The sequence below is a fragment of the Klebsiella sp. X1-16S-Nf21 genome, from assembly GCF_002837615.1.
Classification (GTDB): Bacteria; Pseudomonadota; Gammaproteobacteria; order Enterobacterales; family Enterobacteriaceae; genus Klebsiella; species Klebsiella variicola.
Genome location: NZ_PJDK01000069.1, coordinates 1 through 19810 on the forward strand (window position 1 = coordinate 1; position 19810 = coordinate 19810).

At 61.3% G+C, this 19810-nt stretch carries 18 protein-coding genes and 1 pseudogene; 11 read left to right on the forward strand and 8 right to left on the reverse strand.

The features are described 5' to 3' along the window. A pseudogene (locus CW267_RS23705) lies at positions 1 to 315 on the reverse strand (D-lactate dehydrogenase); the annotation flags it as partial. Positions 316 to 509: 194 nt separating this feature from the next. Here CW267_RS23705 and bglX point away from each other — a divergent pair. The 5 genes from bglX (at position 510) to CW267_RS23730 (ending at position 6687) form a co-directional block, all read left to right on the forward strand. Further along, positions 510 to 2807, forward strand: coding sequence for a beta-glucosidase BglX (gene bglX, locus CW267_RS23710; protein WP_023340540.1), 2298 nt, complete (start codon positions 510 to 512; stop codon positions 2805 to 2807). Positions 2808 to 2943: 136 nt separating this feature from the next. Next, the gene (locus CW267_RS23715; RefSeq protein WP_008804048.1) at positions 2944 to 3861 is read left to right on the forward strand and encodes an ABC transporter substrate-binding protein; all 918 of its coding nucleotides are present in this window, start codon (positions 2944 to 2946) and stop codon (positions 3859 to 3861) included. A gap of 7 nt (positions 3862 to 3868) precedes the next feature. Further along, positions 3869 to 5026 carry an ABC transporter permease gene (locus CW267_RS23720; protein WP_044649915.1) on the forward strand — a complete coding sequence of 386 codons (1158 nt, stop codon included), beginning with the start codon at positions 3869 to 3871 and terminating at the stop codon, positions 5024 to 5026. Then, complete coding sequence (locus CW267_RS23725) at positions 5019 to 5966, forward strand: ABC transporter ATP-binding protein (protein WP_008804050.1); 948 nt, start codon at positions 5019 to 5021, stop codon at positions 5964 to 5966. Before CW267_RS23720 ends, CW267_RS23725 begins: the two co-directional genes overlap by 8 nt. Further along, the gene (locus tag CW267_RS23730; protein ID WP_032730818.1) at positions 5950 to 6687 is read left to right on the forward strand and encodes an ABC transporter permease; all 738 of its coding nucleotides are present in this window, start codon (positions 5950 to 5952) and stop codon (positions 6685 to 6687) included. Before CW267_RS23725 ends, CW267_RS23730 begins: the two co-directional genes overlap by 17 nt. On the opposite strand, the gene CW267_RS23735 is transcribed toward CW267_RS23730, so the two are convergent. Beyond that, positions 6662 to 6775, reverse strand: coding sequence for a protein YohO (locus CW267_RS23735; protein ID WP_002912762.1), 114 nt, complete (start codon positions 6773 to 6775; stop codon positions 6662 to 6664). The genes CW267_RS23730 and CW267_RS23735 overlap by 26 nt on opposite strands. Positions 6776 to 7004: 229 nt before the next feature. Here CW267_RS23735 and CW267_RS23740 point away from each other — a divergent pair, with 229 nt between their 5' ends. Genes CW267_RS23740 through CW267_RS23750 form a run of 3 tightly spaced genes read left to right on the forward strand, consistent with a single transcriptional unit; the run spans position 7005 to position 9924 of the window. After that, entirely contained in the window at positions 7005 to 8693 is a 1689-nt protein-coding gene (locus CW267_RS23740) for a sensor histidine kinase (RefSeq protein ID WP_002912760.1), read from the forward strand. Beyond that, positions 8687 to 9406: a two-component system response regulator BtsR gene (gene btsR / locus CW267_RS23745; protein ID WP_008804052.1), complete on the forward strand. Its 720-nt coding sequence runs from the start codon at positions 8687 to 8689 to the stop codon at positions 9404 to 9406. The genes CW267_RS23740 and btsR overlap by 7 nt, the downstream gene beginning before the upstream one ends. A 47-nt stretch (positions 9407 to 9453) precedes the next feature. Continuing rightward, positions 9454 to 9924, forward strand: a complete 471-nt coding sequence (locus CW267_RS23750; RefSeq protein ID WP_008804053.1) for a DUF1456 family protein — start codon at positions 9454 to 9456, stop codon at positions 9922 to 9924. A 110-nt stretch (positions 9925 to 10034) separates the two neighbouring features. On the opposite strand, the gene metG is transcribed toward CW267_RS23750, so the two are convergent. Then, complete coding sequence (gene metG / locus CW267_RS23755) at positions 10035 to 12068, reverse strand: methionine--tRNA ligase (RefSeq protein ID WP_100781290.1); 2034 nt, start codon at positions 12066 to 12068, stop codon at positions 10035 to 10037. 153 nt (positions 12069 to 12221) lie between these two features. On the opposite strand from metG, the gene apbC reads away from it, so the two are divergent. After that, a complete protein-coding gene (gene apbC / locus CW267_RS23760; RefSeq protein WP_008804054.1) occupies positions 12222 to 13331 on the forward strand; it encodes an iron-sulfur cluster carrier protein ApbC in 1110 nt (369 codons plus the stop codon). Here the strand turns inward: apbC and CW267_RS23765 are convergent. Together CW267_RS23765 and CW267_RS23770 are read right to left on the reverse strand one after the other, a co-directional pair. Beyond that, the gene (locus tag CW267_RS23765) at positions 13328 to 13789 is read right to left on the reverse strand and encodes a GNAT family N-acetyltransferase (protein ID WP_008804055.1); all 462 of its coding nucleotides are present in this window, start codon (positions 13787 to 13789) and stop codon (positions 13328 to 13330) included. The two genes, apbC and CW267_RS23765, sit on opposite strands and share 4 nt — an antisense overlap. Beyond that, positions 13764 to 14081, reverse strand: a complete 318-nt coding sequence (locus tag CW267_RS23770) for an RcnB family protein (RefSeq protein WP_002912749.1) — start codon at positions 14079 to 14081, stop codon at positions 13764 to 13766. Before CW267_RS23770 ends, CW267_RS23765 begins: the two co-directional genes overlap by 26 nt. Positions 14082 to 14264: 183 nt before the next feature. On the opposite strand from CW267_RS23770, the gene CW267_RS23775 reads away from it, so the two are divergent. Further along, positions 14265 to 15164 (forward strand): LysR family transcriptional regulator, encoded by a 900-nt coding sequence (locus CW267_RS23775; protein ID WP_023323022.1) that lies wholly within the window; start codon positions 14265 to 14267, stop codon positions 15162 to 15164. Here CW267_RS23775 and CW267_RS23780 read toward each other — a convergent pair. Together CW267_RS23780 and CW267_RS23785 are read right to left on the reverse strand one after the other, a co-directional pair. Then, entirely contained in the window at positions 15154 to 16497 is a 1344-nt protein-coding gene (locus CW267_RS23780; protein ID WP_004180600.1) for an NCS2 family permease, read from the reverse strand. The two genes, CW267_RS23775 and CW267_RS23780, sit on opposite strands and share 11 nt — an antisense overlap. 2 nt (positions 16498 to 16499) lie before the next feature. Beyond that, positions 16500 to 18311: an adenine deaminase gene (locus CW267_RS23785; protein WP_100781291.1), complete on the reverse strand. Its 1812-nt coding sequence runs from the start codon at positions 18309 to 18311 to the stop codon at positions 16500 to 16502. A 120-nt stretch (positions 18312 to 18431) separates the two neighbouring features. Between CW267_RS23785 and CW267_RS23790 the strand changes: the two genes are divergently transcribed. Then, entirely contained in the window at positions 18432 to 19346 is a 915-nt protein-coding gene (locus CW267_RS23790) for a LysR family transcriptional regulator (RefSeq protein WP_074195595.1), read from the forward strand. Here the strand turns inward: CW267_RS23790 and CW267_RS23795 are convergent. Next, complete coding sequence (locus CW267_RS23795) at positions 19343 to 19765, reverse strand: universal stress protein (protein WP_012541051.1); 423 nt, start codon at positions 19763 to 19765, stop codon at positions 19343 to 19345. The genes CW267_RS23790 and CW267_RS23795 overlap by 4 nt on opposite strands. Between the last annotated feature and the right edge of the window lie 45 nt (positions 19766 to 19810).

A 19810-nucleotide genomic window follows, 5' to 3' on the forward strand; every position in this document is an offset into this window, starting at 1 on the left:
ATCCAGGCGCAGAGTGCTGATAATCACGATCTCGCGATCGTAATCATTGCCGTTGGGGGTCGAACCTTCGGTCAGGCCGGTGTTGGCCGCCTGCATCAGAATAATTTTATCGGCGTCTACGCAGGCGTTAAGCACGCGCCAGAGTTCCAGCAGGGTGCCGGGAAAGACAACCGCCAGCGCCTCGCCCTGACCGGAGCGGAAGCCTTTGCGGTAGCGTTGGGTTTTTGCCGGGTCGGTCAGCAGATGCGAAGGGCCAACCAGGCGCGCCAGATCCGCCAGAAACGTTTTATGGGTATTAGTGGGTGCAGATGACATGTTCCACTCCTTGTGGTGGTGCGCGAAATATCGAGGATAAGCATAGCGCTTTGTATGACAATTTGATGCATGAATGTTTCGCAAAAATCAGAGAAGAACCTTAGCATTCTGCGGGCGCGTTGTTTATATATATGGCAAACTGCGGTTTTTATTATGTTTTACCGAGTCCCCGTCTGAGAAAAAGCGAGATAACAATGAAATGGCTCTGCACTGTAGGCGTCGCCGTGAGTCTGGCGCTGCAACCCGCGCTGGCGGATGAACTGTTTGGTAACCACCCTCTGACCCCGCAGGCGCGGGATGCCTTTGTCACCGATCTGCTGAAAAAAATGACGGTAGACGAGAAAATCGGCCAGCTGCGTCTGATAAGCGTTGGCCCGGATAACCCGAAAGAGGCGATCCGCGAAATGATCAAAAACGGTCAGGTGGGGGCGATTTTTAACACCGTCACCCGGCCGGATATCCGCGTGATGCAGGATCAGGTGATGCAGCTTAGCCGCCTGAAGATCCCATTGTTCTTTGCCTACGATGTGCTGCACGGTCAGCGCACCGTGTTCCCGATAAGCCTCGGCCTGGCCTCATCGTTTAACCTTGACGCCGTGAAGACCGTGGGCCGCGTGTCAGCTTATGAAGCCGCCGATGACGGCCTGAACATGACCTGGGCGCCGATGGTCGACGTCTCCCGCGACCCGCGCTGGGGACGCGCTTCCGAAGGGTTCGGGGAAGACACGTATCTGACCACGATGATGGGCCAGGCGATGGTGGAGTCGATGCAGGGCAAGAGCCCGGCGGATCGCTATTCGGTGATGACCAGCGTCAAGCACTTCGCCGCCTACGGCGCGGTGGAGGGCGGGAAAGAGTACAACACGGTCGACATGAGCCCGCAGCGCCTGTTCAACGACTATATGCCGCCGTACAAAGCCGGGCTTGATGCCGGCAGCGGCGCGGTGATGGTGGCCCTGAACTCGCTGAACGGCACCCCGGCGACTGCTGATTCCTGGCTGCTGAAAGACGTCCTGCGCGACCAGTGGGGCTTTAAAGGCATCACGGTCTCCGACCACGGCGCCATCAAAGAGTTGATTAAGCACGGCGTGGCCTCCGACCCGGAAGACGCGGTGCGCGTGGCGCTTAAGTCCGGCATCAACATGAGCATGAGTGACGAGTATTACAGCAAGTACCTGCCGGGGCTGGTGAAGTCTGGCAAGGTGACCATGGCCGAGCTGGATGACGCCACCCGTCATGTGCTCAACGTCAAATATGACATGGGGCTGTTCAACGATCCTTACAGCCACCTGGGACCAAAAGATTCTGACCCGCAGGACACCAACGCGGAAAGCCGCCTGCATCGCAAAGAGGCGCGCGAAGTGGCCCGCGAAAGCCTGGTACTGCTGAAAAACCGTCTCGATACGCTGCCGCTGAAAAAATCCGGCACCATCGCGGTGATTGGCACGCTGGCGGACAGCAAACGCGACATGATGGGCAGTTGGTCCGCGGCCGGGGTGGCCGACCAGTCGGTGACCGTCCTGACCGGCATCAAAGAAGCGCTGGGTGATAACGGTAAAGTGATTTACGCCAAAGGGGCGAACGTCACTGACGATAAAGGCATCGTCGATTTCCTTAACCTGTATGAGAACGCGGTGCAGGTTGACCCGCGCTCGCCGCAGGAAATGATCGACGAAGCCGTCGCGGCGGCGAAGCAATCCGACGTGGTGGTTGCCGTGGTGGGCGAAGCGCAGGGCATGGCGCATGAGGCCTCCAGCCGGACCGACATCACCCTGCCGCAGAGCCAGCGCAATCTGATTGCCGCCCTCAAAGCCACCGGCAAACCGCTGGTGCTGGTGCTGATGAACGGCCGTCCGCTGGCGCTGGTGAAAGAGGATCAGCAAGCCGATGCGCTGCTGGAGACCTGGTTTGCCGGCACTGAAGGCGGTCACGCCATCGCCGACGTGCTGTTTGGCGACTATAACCCGTCGGGCAAACTGCCGATGTCTTTCCCGCGCTCGGTGGGGCAGATCCCAACCTACTACAGCCACCTGAATACCGGCCGGCCGTATAATCCGGAGAAACCGAACAAGTACACCTCGCGTTACTTCGATGAAGCCAACGGCCCGCTGTATCCGTTTGGTTACGGCCTCAGCTACACCACCTTTAGCGTCTCCGATGTCACCATGTCGTCAGCCACCCTGCCGCGCGACGGCAGCGTGACCGCCAGCGTGCAGGTGACCAACACCGGCAAACGCGAAGGGGCAACGGTCATTCAGCTGTATCTGCAGGACGTCACTGCCTCCATGAGCCGGCCGGTGAAAATGCTGCGCGGCTTTAAAAAGGTCAACCTCAAGCCGGGCGAAACGCAAACCGTCAGCTTCCCGATTGACGTCGACGCGCTGAAGTTCTGGAACCAGCAGATGAAATACGTTGCTGAGCCGGGCAAATTCAATGTCTTTATCGGCGTGGACTCCGCCCGCGTGAAGCAGAGCGAGTTTGAACTGTTGTAAGGAATAGCCCTTAAGCTCAACGTGACACGTTAAAGGCCGATTAATCGGCCTTTTCTTTTTCGTATCGCCAGCAAATGGACTACGCTTTTCTCTTAAGCTTCTGTAAGCGAAGCGCAAAAGAACTGAGGGAAGCGGGATGAAGATGGCAATGAAATGGTCCGGTGCGCTGGCGCTGGCCGCCCTGATAAGTTTACCGCTGCAGGCGGCGGAGCCGGTGAAGGTCGGCTCGAAAATTGATACCGAAGGCGCGCTGCTGGGCAATATGATCCAGCAGGTGCTGGAAAGCCACGGCGTAAAAACGATTAATAAAATCCAGCTCGGCACCACGCCGGTGGTGCGCGGGGCGATTGTCGCCGGCGAGCTGGATATCTATCCGGAATATACCGGCAATGGCGCCTTCTTCTTCAAAGATGAAAACGACCCGGCGTGGAAGCATGCCCAACAGGGCTATGAGAAGGTGAAGCGCCTCGATCAGGAGAAACATCAGCTGGTATGGCTCACCCCGGCGCCGGCCAACAATACCTGGACTATCGCCGTGCGCCAGGACCTGGCGGAGAAAAATCACCTGACCTCGCTGGCCGACCTCAGTCGCTACCTGAAGCAGGGCGGCGAATTTAAGCTGGCGGCCTCGGCGGAGTTTATTGAGCGCCCGGACGCGCTGCCGGCGTTTGAAAAAGCGTATGGCTTCAACCTCAACCAGAACCAACTGTTGTCGCTGGCCGGGGGCGATACGGCGGTGACCATCAAAGCGGCGGCGCAGCAGACCTCGGGCGTAAACGCGGCGATGGCCTACGGCACTGACGGCCCGGTCGCGGCGCTGGGGTTACAGACGCTGAGCGACCCGCAGGGCGTGCAGCCGATTTATGCCCCGACGCCGGTGGTGCGTGAGGCAGTGCTCAAAGCCTATCCGCAGATCGCCGACTGGCTGAAGCCGGTCTTTGCCAGCCTCGATGAAAAAACCTTGCAGCAGCTGAACGCCCGTATTGCGGTGGAAGGCCAGGATGCGAAGCGCGTGGCGGCAGATTATCTGCAGCAGAAAGGCCTGCTGAAGTAAGCCACCGGTGACCATTCGCTGTACTCACCGCGTCGGCCTGCTGCTGACAGGTCTGCTGCTGGTTACGCTGGCGCTGCCGTTTATTACTTACGCGCCGAATCGCTTACTCTCCGGCGAAGGGCGCGGGCTGTGGCAGGTGATGCCCTGGCTCGCCGGCGTTCAGATGGCGGCAGTCCTTGCCGGGATGCTGCTTTGCTGGTTGCCAGGCAGGGCCGTGCCGCTTCTTCACCTGCTGCTGGCCGAACTGCTCTTCCCGCTGCTTATCTGGGGCAGCGGACAGGCGGCGCTTGAGCTCTCCCGGCACGGCTCGCCGCTGGCGCGCACCTCGCCCGGCAGCGGCCTGTGGCTGTCGCTGGCGCTTTGTCTGCTGCTGGCCAGCGAGGCCATCCGTCATCTTACCGTCCGGCCGCTGTGGCGCTGGCTGCTTAATGCGCAAGTCTGGCTGTTGCCCATCATCCTGCTTGCTACCGGGGCGCTCGATCAGCTCTCTCTGCTGAAGGAGTATGCCAACCGTCAGGAGGTATTTGACGACGCCCTGCGCCAGCATCTGCTTTTGCTGTTCGGCACCCTGCTGCCGGGCCTGCTCATTGGCCTGCCGCTGGGGGTATGGCTGTGGCGACGTCCGCGCTGGCAGGCGCCGGCCTTCACCGTGCTCAATGTGATCCAGACTATCCCGTCGGTGGCGCTGTTCGGCCTGCTGATTGCACCACTTGCCGGTCTGGCGCGCTATTTCCCGGCGCTGGGCGAGCTGGGCGTCTCCGGGACCGGCATGGCGCCGGCCCTGATCGCCCTGACTTTGTATGCGCTGCTGCCGCTGGTGCGCGGGGTGGTGACCGGCCTGCAGCAGGTGCCGCAGGACGCCCTGGAGAGCGCGACGGCGATGGGCATGAGCGCCGGGCAGCGCTTTCGTCAGGTGCAGCTTCCGCTGGCGATGCCGGTGCTGCTGCGCAGCCTGCGGGTGGTCAGCGTGCAAACCGTCGGCATGGCGGTAGTGGCCGCGCTGATCGGCGCCGGCGGCTTTGGCGCGCTGGTGTTTCAGGGGCTGCTGAGCAGTGCGCTGGATCTGGTGCTGCTGGGCGTGGTGCCGACCATTGCCCTGGCGGTGGTGGTGGATGCCCTGTTCGCCCTGTGGGGCGCCTGGCTAAAAGGAGAGGCCAATGATTGAGTTTGAAGGGGTCAGCAAAGTGTTTGCCGGCCACCCGGCGGTGAAGGACCTGACCCTGGAGCTGCGCGAAGGCGCCTTCTCGGTGCTGGTGGGGACCTCCGGCTCGGGCAAGTCGACGACGCTGAAGATGATCAACCGCCTGCTGGAGCCGGACCGGGGCACTATTCGTTTTGCCGGCGAGGACATCCGTCAGCAGCCGGTCCTGACCCTGCGGCGGCGGATGGGCTATGCCATCCAGTCCATCGGCCTGTTTCCGCACTGGACGGTGGCGCAGAATATCGCCACTGTGCCGCAGCTGCAAAAATGGCCGCGGGCGAGGATCGCCGACCGGGTCGACGAGCTGATGGCGTTGTTAGGGCTGGAGGCGACGCTGCGCGACCGCTACCCGCATCAGCTCTCCGGCGGCCAGCAGCAGCGGGTGGGGGTGGCCCGGGCGCTGGCGGCGGATCCGGAGGTGCTGTTGATGGATGAGCCCTTCGGCGCCCTCGACCCGGTGACCCGCGAGGCGCTGCAGCAGGAGATGCTGCGCATCCACCGGCTGCTGGGGCGGACGATTGTGCTGGTGACCCATGATATTGACGAAGCGCTGCGTCTGGCGGACCACCTGGTGCTGATGGACGGGGGCGAGGTGGTCCAGCAGGGGGCGCCGCTGGAGATGCTCCTGCGGCCGAAAAATAGCTTTGTGCAGACCTTTTTTGGCCGCAGCGAGCTGGGCGTGCGCCTGCTGTCGCTGCGCGAGGTGGGGGACTATTTGCGTCCCGGCGAACGGCTGGCGGGCGAGGGGCTGACCGTCACCATGACCCTGCGGGAAGCGCTGTCGCAGTTTGTCGCCCGGCGCTGCGAGGCGCTGCCGGTGGTCGATGCCGAAGGCAGGCCCTGCGGCACGCTGCATTTTGCCGATCTGCTGCGCCAGGAGGCGAGCCATGAAGGCGCTTCGTGAGCCGCTGTGGTGGCTTATCGTGCTGTTTATCGGCCTGCTGGTAGGGCTGCCCTACAGCGCGCCGCTGTTCAGTCGGCTGTTCCCGGAGCTGCCGCGGCCGGTCTATCAGCAGGAGAGCTTCTGGGCGCTAACCCTCGATCACGGCTGGCTGGTGGTGGCGTCCAGTCTCGCGGCAACCGCTGTGGGCCTGGCGGCCGGGATCGCAGTCACCCGGCCCGCCGGCAGCGCGTTTCGCCCGCTGGTGGAGACCATCGCCGCTATCGGGCAGACCTTTCCGCCGGTGGCGGTGCTGGCGATGGCGGTGCCGGTGCTGGGATTTGGCTGGCTGCCCGCGCTCATCGCCCTCGCGCTGTATGGCATACTGCCGGTGCTGCAGGGGACGCTGGCCGGGCTGGGGTCGATACCGTCGGGGGTGTCAGGGGTGGCCGAAGGGATGGGAATGACCGGCTGGCAGCGTCTGTATAAGGTGGAGCTACCGCTGGCGGGCCCGGTAATACTGGCGGGGATCCGCACCTCGGTCATCGTCAATATTGGTACCGCGACCATTGCTTCGACGGTGGGGGCCAGTACGCTCGGGACGCCGATCATCATCGGCCTGAGCGGCTTTAATACCGCCTATATTGTTCAGGGGGCGCTGCTGGTGGCGCTGGCGGCGATTATCGTCGACCGCGCGTTTGAGCGTCTGACCCGCTGGATCAGCCGACACCGCCACGCACAATAAAGGAATAGCCGGCCAGCATTACGCCGCTGATCCCGCCGATGGCCATAAGTAAGAAGAGGGTGACGACCGCGATTTTCGCTGGCTTCATAATAGGCTCCTGATGTTAACAGGGGGATTATACGGTGAAGCGCAGGTGTTAATGAAACATTAATTGCGGTTTAGCGCGCCGCGCCGGGGTTTTTGCCGCGTTTGCTGCGCAACGCGCCGGAAAAAAGTGTGATCCTGTCCGTCATTTTTCATTTTTATGCAGGGCTTCAAAGAAAGTTTTCGCCAGGCAGGGTATGGTACGCGCTTTCAGGCATGTGTGGTTTGCGGGTATGTACGAATTTGATCTGGTGTTGCTGCTGCTTCAGCAGATGTGCGTATTTTTGGTCATCGCGTGGTTGATGAGCAAAACCCGGCTGTTTATCCCCCTGATGCAAGTCACCGTTCGCCTGCCGCACAAGCTGCTGTGCTACGTCACCTTCTCCATTTTTTGCATTATGGGGACCTATTTCGGTCTGCATATCGAAGACTCCATCGCCAACACCCGCGCCATCGGCGCCGTGATGGGCGGCCTGCTCGGCGGCCCGGTGGTCGGCGGGCTGGTGGGGCTGACCGGCGGCCTGCACCGCTACTCGCTGGGGGGAATGACCGCCTTAAGCTGCATGGTCTCCACCATCGTTGAGGGGCTGCTGGGCGGGCTGGTGCACAGCGTGCTGGTCAAACGCGGCCGGCCGGACAAGGTCTTTAGCCCGCTGACCGCCGGGGCGATCACCTTCGTGGCCGAGCTGGTGCAGATGATGATCATTCTGCTGATTGCCCGCCCGTTCCAGGACGCCCTGCATCTGGTGCAGAGCATTGCTGCGCCGATGATGGTCACCAATACCGTCGGTGCGGCGCTGTTTATGCGGATTCTGCTGGATAAACGGGCGATGTTCGAGAAATACACCTCCGCCTTTTCCGCCACGGCGCTGAAGGTGGCGGCGTCGACCGAGGGGATCCTGCGTCAGGGATTCAACGAAGAGAACAGCATGAAGGTGGCCCAGGTGCTGATCCAGGAGCTGGATATCGGCGCGGTGGCGATCACCGATCGCGACAAGCTGCTGGCGTTTACCGGCATCGGCGACGATCACCATCTTCCGGGCAAGCCTATCTCCTCCTCGTATACGCAACGGGCGATTGAGACCGGGGAGGTGGTCTATGCCGATGGCAACGAGGTGCCTTACCGCTGCTCGATTCATCCGCACTGTAAGCTGGGGTCGACGCTGGTGATCCCCCTGCGCGGTGAGAACCAGCGGGTGATAGGCACCATTAAACTGTATGAGGCGAAAAATCGCCTGTTCAGTTCGATCAACCGCACCCTCGGGGAGGGGATTGCTCAGCTGCTGTCGGCGCAGATCCTCGCCGGACAGTACGAGCGGCAGAAGGCGCTGCTGACGCAATCTGAAATCAAGCTCCTGCACGCCCAGGTCAACCCGCACTTCCTGTTTAACGCGCTTAACACGCTGAAGGCGGTGATCCGCCGCGACAGCGATCAGGCCGGCCAGCTGGTGCAGTATCTGTCGACCTTCTTTCGTAAGAACCTGAAACGGCCGACGGAAATTGTCACGCTTGCCGATGAGATCGAGCATGTTAACGCCTATCTGCAGATTGAGAAGGCCCGCTTTCAGGCTAACCTGCAGATCCAGATGGCGGTGCCCGAGGGGCTGGCGCATCACCAGCTGCCCGCTTTCACCCTGCAGCCGATCGTGGAGAACGCCATTAAGCATGGTACATCGCAACATCTTGGCGTCGGCGAAATTACCATCCGCGCCAGCCAGGACGATCGCTGGCTGCAGCTGGATATCGAAGATAACGCCGGGCTGTACCGGGCCAACCCCCAGGCCAGCGGACTGGGGATGAATCTGGTGGACAGGCGTCTGCGGGCGCGTTTTGGCGCCGACTGCGGCATCAGCGTCACCTGCGAGCCGGAGCGCTTTACCCGTGTCACCCTACGTCTGCCCCTGGAGGAGAATGCATGCTGAGAGTATTGATCGTCGATGATGAGCCGCTGGCGCGGGAAAACCTGCGTATTTTGCTGGAGACTCAGCGCGATATCGAGATCGTCGGCGAGTGCGGCAACGCGGTGGAGGCGATTGGCGCAGTACATAAGCTGCGCCCTGACGTGCTGTTTCTCGACATCCAGATGCCGCGCATCAGCGGTCTGGAGATGGTCGGGATGCTCGACCCGGAGCATCGCCCCTATATCGTGTTTCTCACCGCTTTTGATGAGTACGCGGTGAAAGCCTTTGAGGAGCACGCTTTTGACTATCTGCTCAAGCCGATTGAGGCCGTGCGGCTGGAGAAAACCCTGGCCCGCCTGCGTCAGGAGCGCAGCCTGCAGGACGTGTCGCTGCTGGATGATGCCCGGCAGACGCTGAAATACATTCCCTGTACCGGCCACAGCCGTATCTGGCTGCTGCAGATGGAGGATGTGGCCTTCGTCAGCAGCCGGATGAGCGGCATCTACGTGACCGATCGCGAGGGAAAAGAGGGCTTTACCGAGCTGACCCTGCGCACCCTCGAGAGCCGCACGCCGCTGCTGCGCTGCCATCGCCAGTATCTGGTGAATATGGCGCACCTGAAGGAGATTCGCCTGGAAGAGAACGGCCAGGCGGAGCTGCTGATGCGCGCCGGGCAAACGGTGCCGGTGAGCCGGCGCTATTTAAAAAGCCTGAAAGAAGCGATTGGCCTGTAAAACTGCTACACTGCGCCCCATTGCAACATCGACAGTAAAAGGCACTCATGCTCAGTAATGATATTCTTCGTAGCCTGCGCTACACCCTGAAAGCCAATAATAACGATATGGTGCGCATTCTTGCGCTTGCCGATATGGAATCCACCGCCGCCAGCTTCGATACCTGGATGACGAAAGAGGATGAAGAGGGTTTTGTCCGCTGCCCGGATATTATCCTGTCGGGTTTCCTCAACGGCCTTATCTATGACAAGCGCGGCAAAGATGATTCGGCGCCGGAGCTGGCGCTGGAGCGTCGGGTGAATAACAACACGGTGCTGAAAAAGCTGCGGATCGCCTTCTCGCTGAAAACAGACGATATCCAGGCGATCATGAGCGAGCAGAAATACCGGGTGTCGGTGCCGGAAATCACCGCCATGATGCGCGCCCCGGAGCATAAAAACTACCGCGAGTGCGGGGATCAGTTTATGCGCAACTTCCTGCGCGGGTTGACCCACCGGGTGCATCACCCGAAGGCGTGATGTTTAGCCGGGTGGCGGCTTCGCCTTACCCGGCCGACAAAACCCGTAGGCCCGTGCAAACGTAGCGCCGCCGGGCAAAAAAAGGCCGGAGATACTCTCCGGCTTTTTTGTTATTTCACCTGCTGACCCGGCTTCGCACCGTCGTCAGGGCTTAACAGGAAGATATCCTTCCCGCCAGGGCCGGCGGCCATCACCATGCCCTCGGAGATGCCGAAGCGCATTTTGCGTGGCGCCAGGTTGGCGACCATCACCGTCAGGCGGCCAATCAGCGGCTGCGGATCCGGGTAAGCGGAGCGGATGCCGGAGAAGACGTTACGTTTTTCGCCGCCGAGATCCAGCGTCAGGCGCAGCAGCTTGTCGGAGCCCTCGACGAATTCCGCGTTTTCAATCAGCGCCACGCGCAGATCGATTTTGGCGAAATCGTCAAAGGTGATGGTCTCCTGAATCGGATCGTCCGCCAGCGGACCGGTGACCGGCGCCACGGTGGCTTTCACCTCTTCTTTAGAGGCTTCCACCAGGGCTTCCACCTGTTTCATCTCGATGCGGTTATACAGCGCCTTGAACGGATTGACCTTATGCGCCAGCAGCGGCTGCTGAATGGCATCCCAGCTCAGTTCGCTGTTGAGGAATGCCTCCGCACGCGCCGCCAGCTGCGGCAGCACCGGCTTCAGCCAGGTCATCAGCACGCGGAACATGTTCAGGCCCATGGTGCAGATGGCCTGCAGGTCGGCGTCGCGGCCTTCCTGTTTCGCCACCACCCACGGCGCCTGCTCGTCGACGTAGCGGTTAGCCACGTCGGCGAGGGCCATGATTTCGCGGATTGCCTTACCGAACTCGCGGCTGTCCCATGCTTCACCGATGCTTTCTGCCGCGTCGGTGAAGGTTTTATACAGCGCCGGGTCGGCCAGCTCAGCGGCCAGCACACCGTCGAAACGCTTGCTGATAAAGCCGGCGTTGCGTGAGGCGAGGTTAACCACCTTGTTGACGATATCCGCGTTCACGCGCTGCACGAAATCTTCCAGGTTCAGGTCGATGTCATCGATGCGCGAGGAGAGCTTGGCGGTGTAGTAGTAGCGCAGGCTGTCAGCGTCGAAATGATTTAACCAGGTGCTGGCCTTGATAAAGGTCCCGCGCGACTTGGACATCTTCGCGCCGTTAACCGTCACGTAGCCGTGCACGAACAGGTTAGTCGGCTTACGGAAGTTGCTGCCTTCCAGCATCGCCGGCCAGAACAGGCTGTGGAAGTAGACAATGTCCTTGCCGATAAAGTGATACAGCTCGGCCGTGGAGTCTTTCTTCCAGTATTCGTCGAAGCTGGTGGTGTCGCCGCGCTTGTCGCACAGGTTCTTGAAGGAGCCCATGTAGCCGATCGGCGCGTCCAGCCAGACGTAGAAATATTTGCCCGGCGCGTTGGGAATTTCGAAGCCGAAGTACGGCGCATTGCGGGAGATGTCCCACTGCTGCAGGCCGGATTCGAACCACTCCTGCATTTTGTTCGCTACCTGCTCCTGCAGCGCGCCGCTGCGGGTCCACGCCTGCAGCATTTCGCTGAACGACGGCAGGTCGAAGAAGAAGTGCTCGGAGTCACGCATCACCGGCGTAGCGCCGGAGACCACCGATTTCGGGTCGATAAGTTCGGTGGGGCTGTAGGTCGCGCCGCACACTTCGCAGTTATCGCCATACTGGTCCGGAGATTTGCACTTCGGACAGGTGCCTTTCACAAAACGGTCCGGCAGGAACATACCTTTTTCCGGATCGTAGAGCTGAGAGATGGTGCGGTTTTTAATAAAACCGTTCTCTTTCAGACGGGTGTAGATAAGCTCCGACAGCTCGCGGTTCTCGTCGCTGTGCGTCGAGTGATAGTTATCATAGCTGATGTCGAAGCCGGCAAAATCGGTCTGATGCTCCTGACTCATCTCGCCAATCATCTGCTCCGGTGTGATACCGAGCTGCTGCGCTTTGAGCATGATCGGCGTGCCGTGGGCGTCGTCGGCGCAGATGAAGTTGACCTCGTGGCCGCGCATTCGCTGGTAACGGACCCAGACATCAGCCTGGATGTGCTCCAGCATGTGGCCGAGGTGGATGGAGCCGTTGGCGTACGGCAGGGCGCACGTTACCAGAATTTTCTTCGCGACTTGAGTCATAGTGAGCATTACATCTTCTGTTGTAAAAAGGGCTTCCGATATTACCAAAAGGGCTGTGGGTGCGCCATAAATGGCTGCCCATATATGGATAATCGTTAGCTGTGATAAACTCTGTGATTACTGAAAGCATCTCAAAACAACAAAGGAGTCGGGATGAATTCGCAATCCCAGGCCAAATCCCCTGAGCGCCTACGTGCGATGGTCGCCGGGACGCTGGCCAATTTCCAGCACCCAACCCTGAAGCATAATCTCACCGCCCTCAAGGCGCTGCACCATGTCGCCTGGCTGGACGATACCGTTCATATTGAGCTGCAGATGCCGTTCGTCTGGAGCAGCGCCTTCGAAGTGCTGAAAGAGCAGTGCAGCGCCGAGCTGCTGCGCATCACTGGCGCGAAGGCCATCGACTGGAAGCTGACCCACAGCATCGCGACCCTCAAGCGCGTGAAAAACCAGCCCGGGGTCAACGGCGTGAAGAACATTATCGCCATCAGCTCCGGCAAAGGCGGCGTCGGTAAATCTTCTACTGCCGTAAACCTGGCGCTGGCCCTGGCGGCGGAAGGGGCGAAGGTGGGCATTCTTGATGCCGATATCTACGGTCCGTCGATTCCGACCATGCTGGGCGCCGAAGACAGTCGCCCGACCTCACCGGACGGCACCCATATGGCGCCGATCATCAAGTATGGCCTGGCCACCAACTCTATCGGCTACCTGGTGACTGACGACAACGCCATGGTCTGGCGTGGTCCGATGGCCAGCAAGGCGCTGATGCAGATGCTGCAGGAGACCCTGTGGCCGGATCTTGATTACCTGGTGCTGGATATGCCGCCGGGCACCGGCGACATCCAGCTGACCCTGGCGCAGAACATTCCGGTGACCGGTGCGGTGGTGGTCACCACGCCGCAGGACATCGCGCTGATCGACGCCAAAAAAGGCATCGTGATGTTCGAGAAAGTGGAAGTGCCGGTGCTGGGGATCGTGGAAAACATGAGCATGCATATCTGCAGCAACTGCGGGCACCACGAGCCTATCTTCGGCACCGGCGGCGCGCAAAAACTGGCCGAGAAATACCACACCCAGCTGCTGGGTCAGCTGCCGCTGCATATTACGCTGCGGGAAGATCTGGATAACGGCACGCCGACGGTGGTGGCGCGTCCGGACAGCGAATTTACCGACATCTACCGCCAGCTGGCGGGCCGGGTGGCGGCCCAGATGTACTGGCAGGGAGAAGTGATCCCGGGTGAGATTGCCTTCCGCGCCGTTTAAGGCCGCGGCGAGCGCATCAGCCAGTATCTGCCCTCGGGCGACGCGCCCTGTGCTTCGATGGTCCAGCCATGACGCTGGTAGAAGCGCAGGGCGTTTTTATTTTCCATCAGGCATTTCAGCGTTCCGCTGGCGGTAAAGCTCCGTTCGACCTGCGCCAGCAGCGCGCTGCCGATATGTTTGCCCTGCCAGTCGGGGTCGACAAACAGATGGTGAAGGAAATTATCGGCGGTCCATACGGCGGCAAAGCCCACCGGCTGGCCGTCGCATTCCGCGACCCACAGTTGTTCATCCGCGGTGGCGGCATCGAAATCCTCCAGCCGCCACGCCGCGGCGGGAAGCCAGGTCCACGATAAACTGCGCGCCCGCAGGAAGATCTGGCGCAGCGCCGGAGAGTCCGCTGGCTCGCCGGGGCGGACGTGGAGGTTGCGCGGATCAGCGATGATAGAAGATCTCGCCATCGTACACTTTGAGAATTTTGCCTTCGGTATCGGTGATCAGCACGTAGTTACCGCCCATGTAGGTCCAGTGGCTGCCGGCGTCAGGTGCAGGCAGGTTACGCTGCTGCCACTGTTTGATGTTGTATTCCGGGGTGAGGTACATCGCCGGAACGGTGTCGCCGATGTGAAACTGGGTGAAATCGGCAGTGAACTCTTTCAGCGCATACTGATCGATCCCCGCGGCAGTAGCCGTCCAGCTGGCGCCAGCGGTGGCAAGAAGTACGCCCAGAAGCATCATTTTTGTTTTACGCATAATTTCCTCATTATTACCTGGACTCAAATTAGCAGCCTCGTATCATTCCTGATGCGTTGCTGAAATGGCAAGCACTGGATTTTTAAAAAGTGTAAGCAAAACACGGCACAAGTCTTGCGCCGCTTGCGTTGCAGCGACGGTGATGCGTATTTTGGGAGCAATCTGAAGCAGGGGAGAATCGGCATGTTCAGGCTGGAAGATCTGACCTTATTTGTCCGCGCCGCGGCACTGGGCAGTTTTAGCGATGCGGCGCGTGAATCCGGGCAGCAGCCGGCGCAGGTCAGCGCGGCGATTAAGCGTCTGGAGACGATCCTCAATATTCGCCTGTTTGCCCGTTCGACCCGCAGCCTGCGCCTGACGCCGGAGGGGGAGACCTGGCTGCCCTACGCCACCCAGATGCTCGATACCCTCGAGGCCGGTCTGCAGAAGATCCAGACCCCGGACGATGAAGTTCGCGGCATGTTGCAGATTGCCGTGCCGTCGGACCTCGGGCGTAACCTGCTCCTGACCCTGTTCCGTGATTTCCGCCAACGCCACCCGGCGCTGCGTTTGCGGTTGCTCTTTTCCGACCAGCTGACCGACGTGTTTAAAGATCCGGTGGACGTCGCGTTTCGCTATGGCAATAACGACGATGCCTCGTTTATCTCGCTGCCGGTGGCGCCGGAAAATCGTCGGGTGCTGGTGGCCTCGCCTGAGTGGATCGCCCGCCACGGCGAACCGCAGACCCTCGAGGAGCTCAGCCAGCACAATGCGTTGATCTACATTTTGCGCGGCCGTCCGTTCGACCGCTGGTCGCTGAGCCTCGACGGCGTGGTTCAGCAGCAGAAGGTCTCCGGCACGGTGATGAGCGACGACGCCGAGGTGATCCGTCGGCTGGCGGTGGCTGGGGAGGGCATTGCCTATAAATCGATGCTCGACGTCAGCGACGATCTGCGGGCGGGGCGCCTGCGGCGCCTGCTACCGCGTTATCAGGGGGATGTGGTGCCGTTGAATCTGATTTGCCCGCACCGCAAACAGCTCTCTGCCGCGGTGCGTTTGTTATATGAAGAGGTGAAATCACATTGTGAAGGGCTTAATGCCTGACTAAGGTCGCGAAGTAATACACCAGCGGGACAGCCAGCACCCACAGGCCAATCGGGATTTCCCGCCACTTGCCGGCGATAGCCTTGATCACAATGTAAAACAGCAGCCCGCCGGCAATCCCGGTGCCGAAGCTGTTGGCGATAAGGGTGATCATCACCATCATCAGCACCGGCAGCCCGTCGGTGAAGTTGCCAAGATCCACTTTGCGCAGGCCGCTGAACATGTTCAGGCCAATCAGGATCAGCGCTGGGGCGGTGGCTTCTTTCGGGATCATCAACGCCACCGGCGTGAACAGCAGCATCAGCAGGAACATTACCGCCGCCGACAGGGCGGTGAGGCCGGTTTTGCCGCCGGCTTCCGCTGCCGCCGAAGACTCAATCAGTGCCGTCGCCGCCGGGATGCCCACCCATGGGCCGAGCGCGGCGGCAATCGAATCGACCATAAACGGGCGATTAATCTGCGGCATGTTGCCTTCTTCATCCAGCAGCCCCGCCTCGCCGCCCACCGCCAGCGTCGTTCCCATGGTGGAGAAAAACTCAGAAGCGAAAAAGACGAACAGGAACGGCAGGAAGGCGATGTTTAACGCCCCCAACAGGTCAACCTGCCCCAGCACCGGGGTTAGCGAATGGGGAACGTCGATAAAACTTGTCGGCAAATGGGTGACGCCGAAGGGGATGCCCACCAGCGTGGCGCACAGAATGGCCCACAAAATCGCGCCCGGAACCTTACGCGCCTGCAGGGCTATCGCCAGGAACAGGCCGCACAGCGCCACCAGCGCGCCGGGGGCGAGAAAGTCGCCGAGCATCAGCGCGTTGGTTTTCGCATTGGCCAGCACCAGCCCGGCATTGCGAAAGCCGAGGACGGCGACAAACAGGCCGATGGAGGCGGTGAGCCCAAGCTTGATCGACTGCGGTACCGAGCGGGTGACCACTTCGCGCAGGCCAAAGCGGGTCAGCAGGAAGAAGAGGATCCCCGACCAGCAGGCAATCCCGAGGCCAGTCTGCCAGCCAATCCCTTCGCTACCGGCCAGCGTCACTCCCACCAGCACCGAGCCGCCAATCCCCGGGCCGACGATAAACGGCAGGTTGGCATAAAACGCCATCAGCAGAGAGCCGACGACGAAGACCAGAATGGTGCCGGTGGTGGCGGCGCCTTTGTCCATCCCGCCGATCGCCAGCAGCCCCGGGATGACCACCAGTAAATAGGCGGCGGCGAGAAAGCCGGTGATCCCGGCCAGGCATTCAGTGCGTAGCGTACCGCCGCGCGAGCGCAGCGCAAAGCGGCGCTCCAGCCAGTTAGCGCGGGCGGATGAGTGAAGTGTGTTATCGGCCATGCTCAGGCTCCCTGAGGATTATTGTTGTGATCGGTTGGCTCCGGGGTCTCCCGGCAGGCTATCAACGGGTCGACTATCTGACGGCTGCCGCCGTCGGTCAGACCCAAATCGGTTAAATGCGGCCCGGCGTTACAGGCAAGGCAGGTTCCTTCAATGGCCTTGAACACCCGGTACGGTGGCTCCCAGTCGGCGACTTGGCTGCTCAGATCGCGCAGCTCGCGGAACTGACGCGCCAGCTCGGCGGCCGGGAGATCCGACAGCATGCCGGCAATCGGCATTGCCACATGGGCAAGGATCTCGCCCTGTTGCGCCAGCGCCATCCCGCCGCCGGAGGCGATAAGCTGGTTGGCCGCCAGCGCCATATCATCAGCGTCGCGCCCGAGCACCACCAGATTGTGCGAGTCGTGGGAGTAGCTGGTGGCGATGGCGCCGCGCAGCTCACCCCAGCCTTCGAGCAGGGCGATTTGCGGTGTCGCCTGGTGGCGGCCGTGGCGGTGTTTAACCCAGATCAGACTGAAGCCGGCGGGCAGCTGGACTTTCCCGTCACGAACCTGCACTTCCACTTCGCCCCACTGGGTGAAGCGCGCGCCGCGGATATGACGCAGGCGGGCGACGCCGTGACGAATGCCCTGGACGCGCAGAACAAAGTCATCGGCGCGGAGGGGGGCGATCGGCAAAGTATCGCGCGGCGGCGTCACGCCCGGCGCGGGGGCGATCGGCTTCAGCAGGCGGCCGGCATGGGCCAGCCGTTCCCCCCCAACGTAGACTTCACGGGCCACCAGTTTCTCCAGGGAATCAAACACCACCAAATCCGCGCGCCGCCCGGCGGCAATCAGCCCGAGATCGTGGCGCTGCAGGCGAAGAGCGGCGTTGAGGGTGGCGAATCGCAGCGCATCGACCGCCGGTAAACCGTGCTCGATCAGCAGGTTAAGCAGGGCGATGATCCCGCCTTTCTCCAGCAGCATATCCGGCGGCACGTCATCGGTGCAGACGGTGATTTGCGAGGAGAGGTGCGGCAGCGTTTTTAACGCCGCGACGATATCCGGCAGCAGATAGGGGTGCGAGCCGCGGATCTCGATCGTCAGACCGGCGCGCAGTTTTTCCAGCGCGTCGTCCGCCGAGGTCAGTTCATGATCGGAGGTGACGCCGGCGGCGAGGTAGGCCTGCAGGTCAGCGCCGCTCAGGCCGCGGGCGTGGCCTTCAATCAGTTTGCCGCTGTTGAGACCGGCCTGGACAATCTCCTGCATCCGCTCGCTACCGTGCAGCACGCCGTGCATATCCATCACTTCCGCCACACCGCGCACTTCCGGCCAGCCGAGCATGGTCTCCATCTCCGCGCCGGCGAAATCGGCGCCGGACATTTCGAGACCTGGCGTGGAGGGGACGCTGGACGGCGCGGCGACCATCACCTGCAGCGGCAGATGGCGGCTGGCGTCAACCGCGTAGCGCACGCCCTCGACGCCGAGGACGTTGGCCAGCTCATGCGGATCCCAGAACACCGCGGTGGTGCCCTGGGTGAGGACGATTTCCGCGTAGCGCTCCGGCGGCAGGTGCGAGCTTTCGAGGTGTACGTGGGTGTCCATCAGGCCGGGGGACAGGTAGCCACCGGCCAGGGAACGTACTTCATGGGCGTCGGTGCGGCTGCCGCGCGGGTGGACGCTGGCGATCATTTCGCCGACGATACCGACGTCAGCGGGGCGAATTTCGCCCGTGGCCATATCGACGATCTGCGCCTCGACCAGCAGCAGATCAAACGGGAATTCGCCGCGCGCGGCCTGCACGGCGCGACGACGGACTTGAGCATTGCTGGACATAACCACTCCGGCACAAGGATAATGCGGATACTCTAGGGGCACAGCAAACGTTTGCCCAGATGAATAAATTTATCACCCGATAAGCTCGGGTTATTGTGCAGGACCACCGTAGCGAACCCGATAATGAACGAACCCTGGCAGCGTCTGCCCGCGCTCTCTCTTAAACAGCTTCAGTATTTCGTCACTCTGGCCCAGCTGCGCCATTTTACCGATACCGCCAGTCGGCTGGCGATTAGCCAGCCGGCGCTGAGCAGCGCGCTGCGGCAAATTGAAACAGTGCTCGGCGGCAAGCTGGTCAACCGTACCGCTTCGGCGGTCACCCTGACTGAACTGGGGGCGGCGATTTTACCCCACGCCCAGCGGATCCTCAGCGTAGCGCAGGCGGCCTTTTTCGATATGCAGCAGATCGTCGAGGCGGGCGGCGACGGGACAGTGCGCATCGGTCTGGTGCCGTCGGTCAGTTCGCTGCTGTTCCCATTGCTGCCGCAGACCCTGGCCCAGGCCTTTCCGCGTCTGCGCATTGAATTTCACGATCAGACCAACGATGCGCTTATCCAGGCGCTGCTGCGCGGCGAGATTGATTTCGGCATCGGGGCGATCGACAGCTCAGTGCCTGCTGAACTGCTGGTCTATCCGCTGCGCGAAGATCCCTTTGTGGCGGTGCTGCACCGTGACGATCCGCTGGCCGCGCAGGCGCACTTGCCGTGGAAACAGCTGGTGGGGAGGGATATTGCCGTCTTCTCGAAGGGTAATATTCAACGGCTGGTGGCGGCATTAGTGGAGAGCCATCGCCTGACGCTGACCACCCGCTACCAGGTGGACTATATCGAAACCCTGTATGGCCTGGTGCGCTCGCGCTTAGCGGTGGCCATTCTGCCGGCGCTGTACACCACCCATCTGCAGGACCCGGCGCTCCAGGTCGCCCAGTTGCAGCAGCCGGCGCTGACCCGTACGGTGGCCCTGATGCGCGGCCCGCAGGCGCTGCCGCCGCTTATCGAAGCCTGTTTTTCCCTGCTGCAGGGAGAATTGCGCTAGGGCAGGTGCTTGATCAGCACGTCTGCGGTTAAGTGATTGATGTACTCCAGCGAGTGTGAGGAGAGGACGCCCAGCAGTCGATTATGGTGCCCGGCAATAATTAAATCGATCTGCCGCTGCCGAACGCAGGTTTCCACGTCTTCAAACCGGCGGGTGGTCACCAGCGAGAGGGTTTCAACCGGCAGGGAGACAGTGCAGGCCAGCTCGTTGAGCAGGGCCTTAGCCTGGATCACCTCCTGCGAGACCTGATCGTCGCGCAGGCTGTCGGAAACATAGTTCAGCGCCCGATAGTCGGTGCTGATGTGGGCGATGGTGATGCGCATGCCGTTCTCTTCTGCCATTCTGGCGGCATGCTCGAGCAGCGGGACGCCGTCCTGACTGCTGTTAATCAGTACCAGCGCATGGTGATAAACGGCCATGGCGTATATCCTCGGTAGGCTAAATAGCGCATGATGTCATCATTT

Bases quoted from the DNA above. Each gene is read 5' to 3' on its own strand.
- CW267_RS23765 (WP_008804055.1), bottom strand. From the start codon at position 13,789: ATGGCGAGATCTTCTATCATCGCTGATCCGCGCAACCTCCACGTCCGC.
- btsR (WP_008804052.1), top strand. From the start codon at position 8,687: ATGCTGAGAGTATTGATCGTCGATGATGAGCCGCTGGCGCGGGAAAAC.
- bglX (WP_023340540.1), top strand. From the start codon at position 510: ATGAAATGGCTCTGCACTGTAGGCGTCGCCGTGAGTCTGGCGCTGCAA.
- CW267_RS23775 (WP_023323022.1), top strand. From the start codon at position 14,265: ATGTTCAGGCTGGAAGATCTGACCTTATTTGTCCGCGCCGCGGCACTG.
- CW267_RS23750 (WP_008804053.1), top strand. From the start codon at position 9,454: ATGCTCAGTAATGATATTCTTCGTAGCCTGCGCTACACCCTGAAAGCC.
- CW267_RS23770 (WP_002912749.1), bottom strand. From the start codon at position 14,081: ATGCGTAAAACAAAAATGATGCTTCTGGGCGTACTTCTTGCCACCGCT.
- CW267_RS23795 (WP_012541051.1), bottom strand. From the start codon at position 19,765: ATGGCCGTTTATCACCATGCGCTGGTACTGATTAACAGCAGTCAGGAC.
- apbC (WP_008804054.1), top strand. From the start codon at position 12,222: ATGAATTCGCAATCCCAGGCCAAATCCCCTGAGCGCCTACGTGCGATG.
- CW267_RS23740 (WP_002912760.1), top strand. From the start codon at position 7,005: ATGTACGAATTTGATCTGGTGTTGCTGCTGCTTCAGCAGATGTGCGTA.
- CW267_RS23730 (WP_032730818.1), top strand. From the start codon at position 5,950: ATGAAGGCGCTTCGTGAGCCGCTGTGGTGGCTTATCGTGCTGTTTATC.
- CW267_RS23785 (WP_100781291.1), bottom strand. From the start codon at position 18,311: ATGTCCAGCAATGCTCAAGTCCGTCGTCGCGCCGTGCAGGCCGCGCGC.
- CW267_RS23725 (WP_008804050.1), top strand. From the start codon at position 5,019: ATGATTGAGTTTGAAGGGGTCAGCAAAGTGTTTGCCGGCCACCCGGCG.
- CW267_RS23735 (WP_002912762.1), bottom strand. From the start codon at position 6,775: ATGAAGCCAGCGAAAATCGCGGTCGTCACCCTCTTCTTACTTATGGCC.
- CW267_RS23780 (WP_004180600.1), bottom strand. From the start codon at position 16,497: ATGGCCGATAACACACTTCACTCATCCGCCCGCGCTAACTGGCTGGAG.
- metG (WP_100781290.1), bottom strand. From the start codon at position 12,068: ATGACTCAAGTCGCGAAGAAAATTCTGGTAACGTGCGCCCTGCCGTAC.
- CW267_RS23715 (WP_008804048.1), top strand. From the start codon at position 2,944: ATGAAGATGGCAATGAAATGGTCCGGTGCGCTGGCGCTGGCCGCCCTG.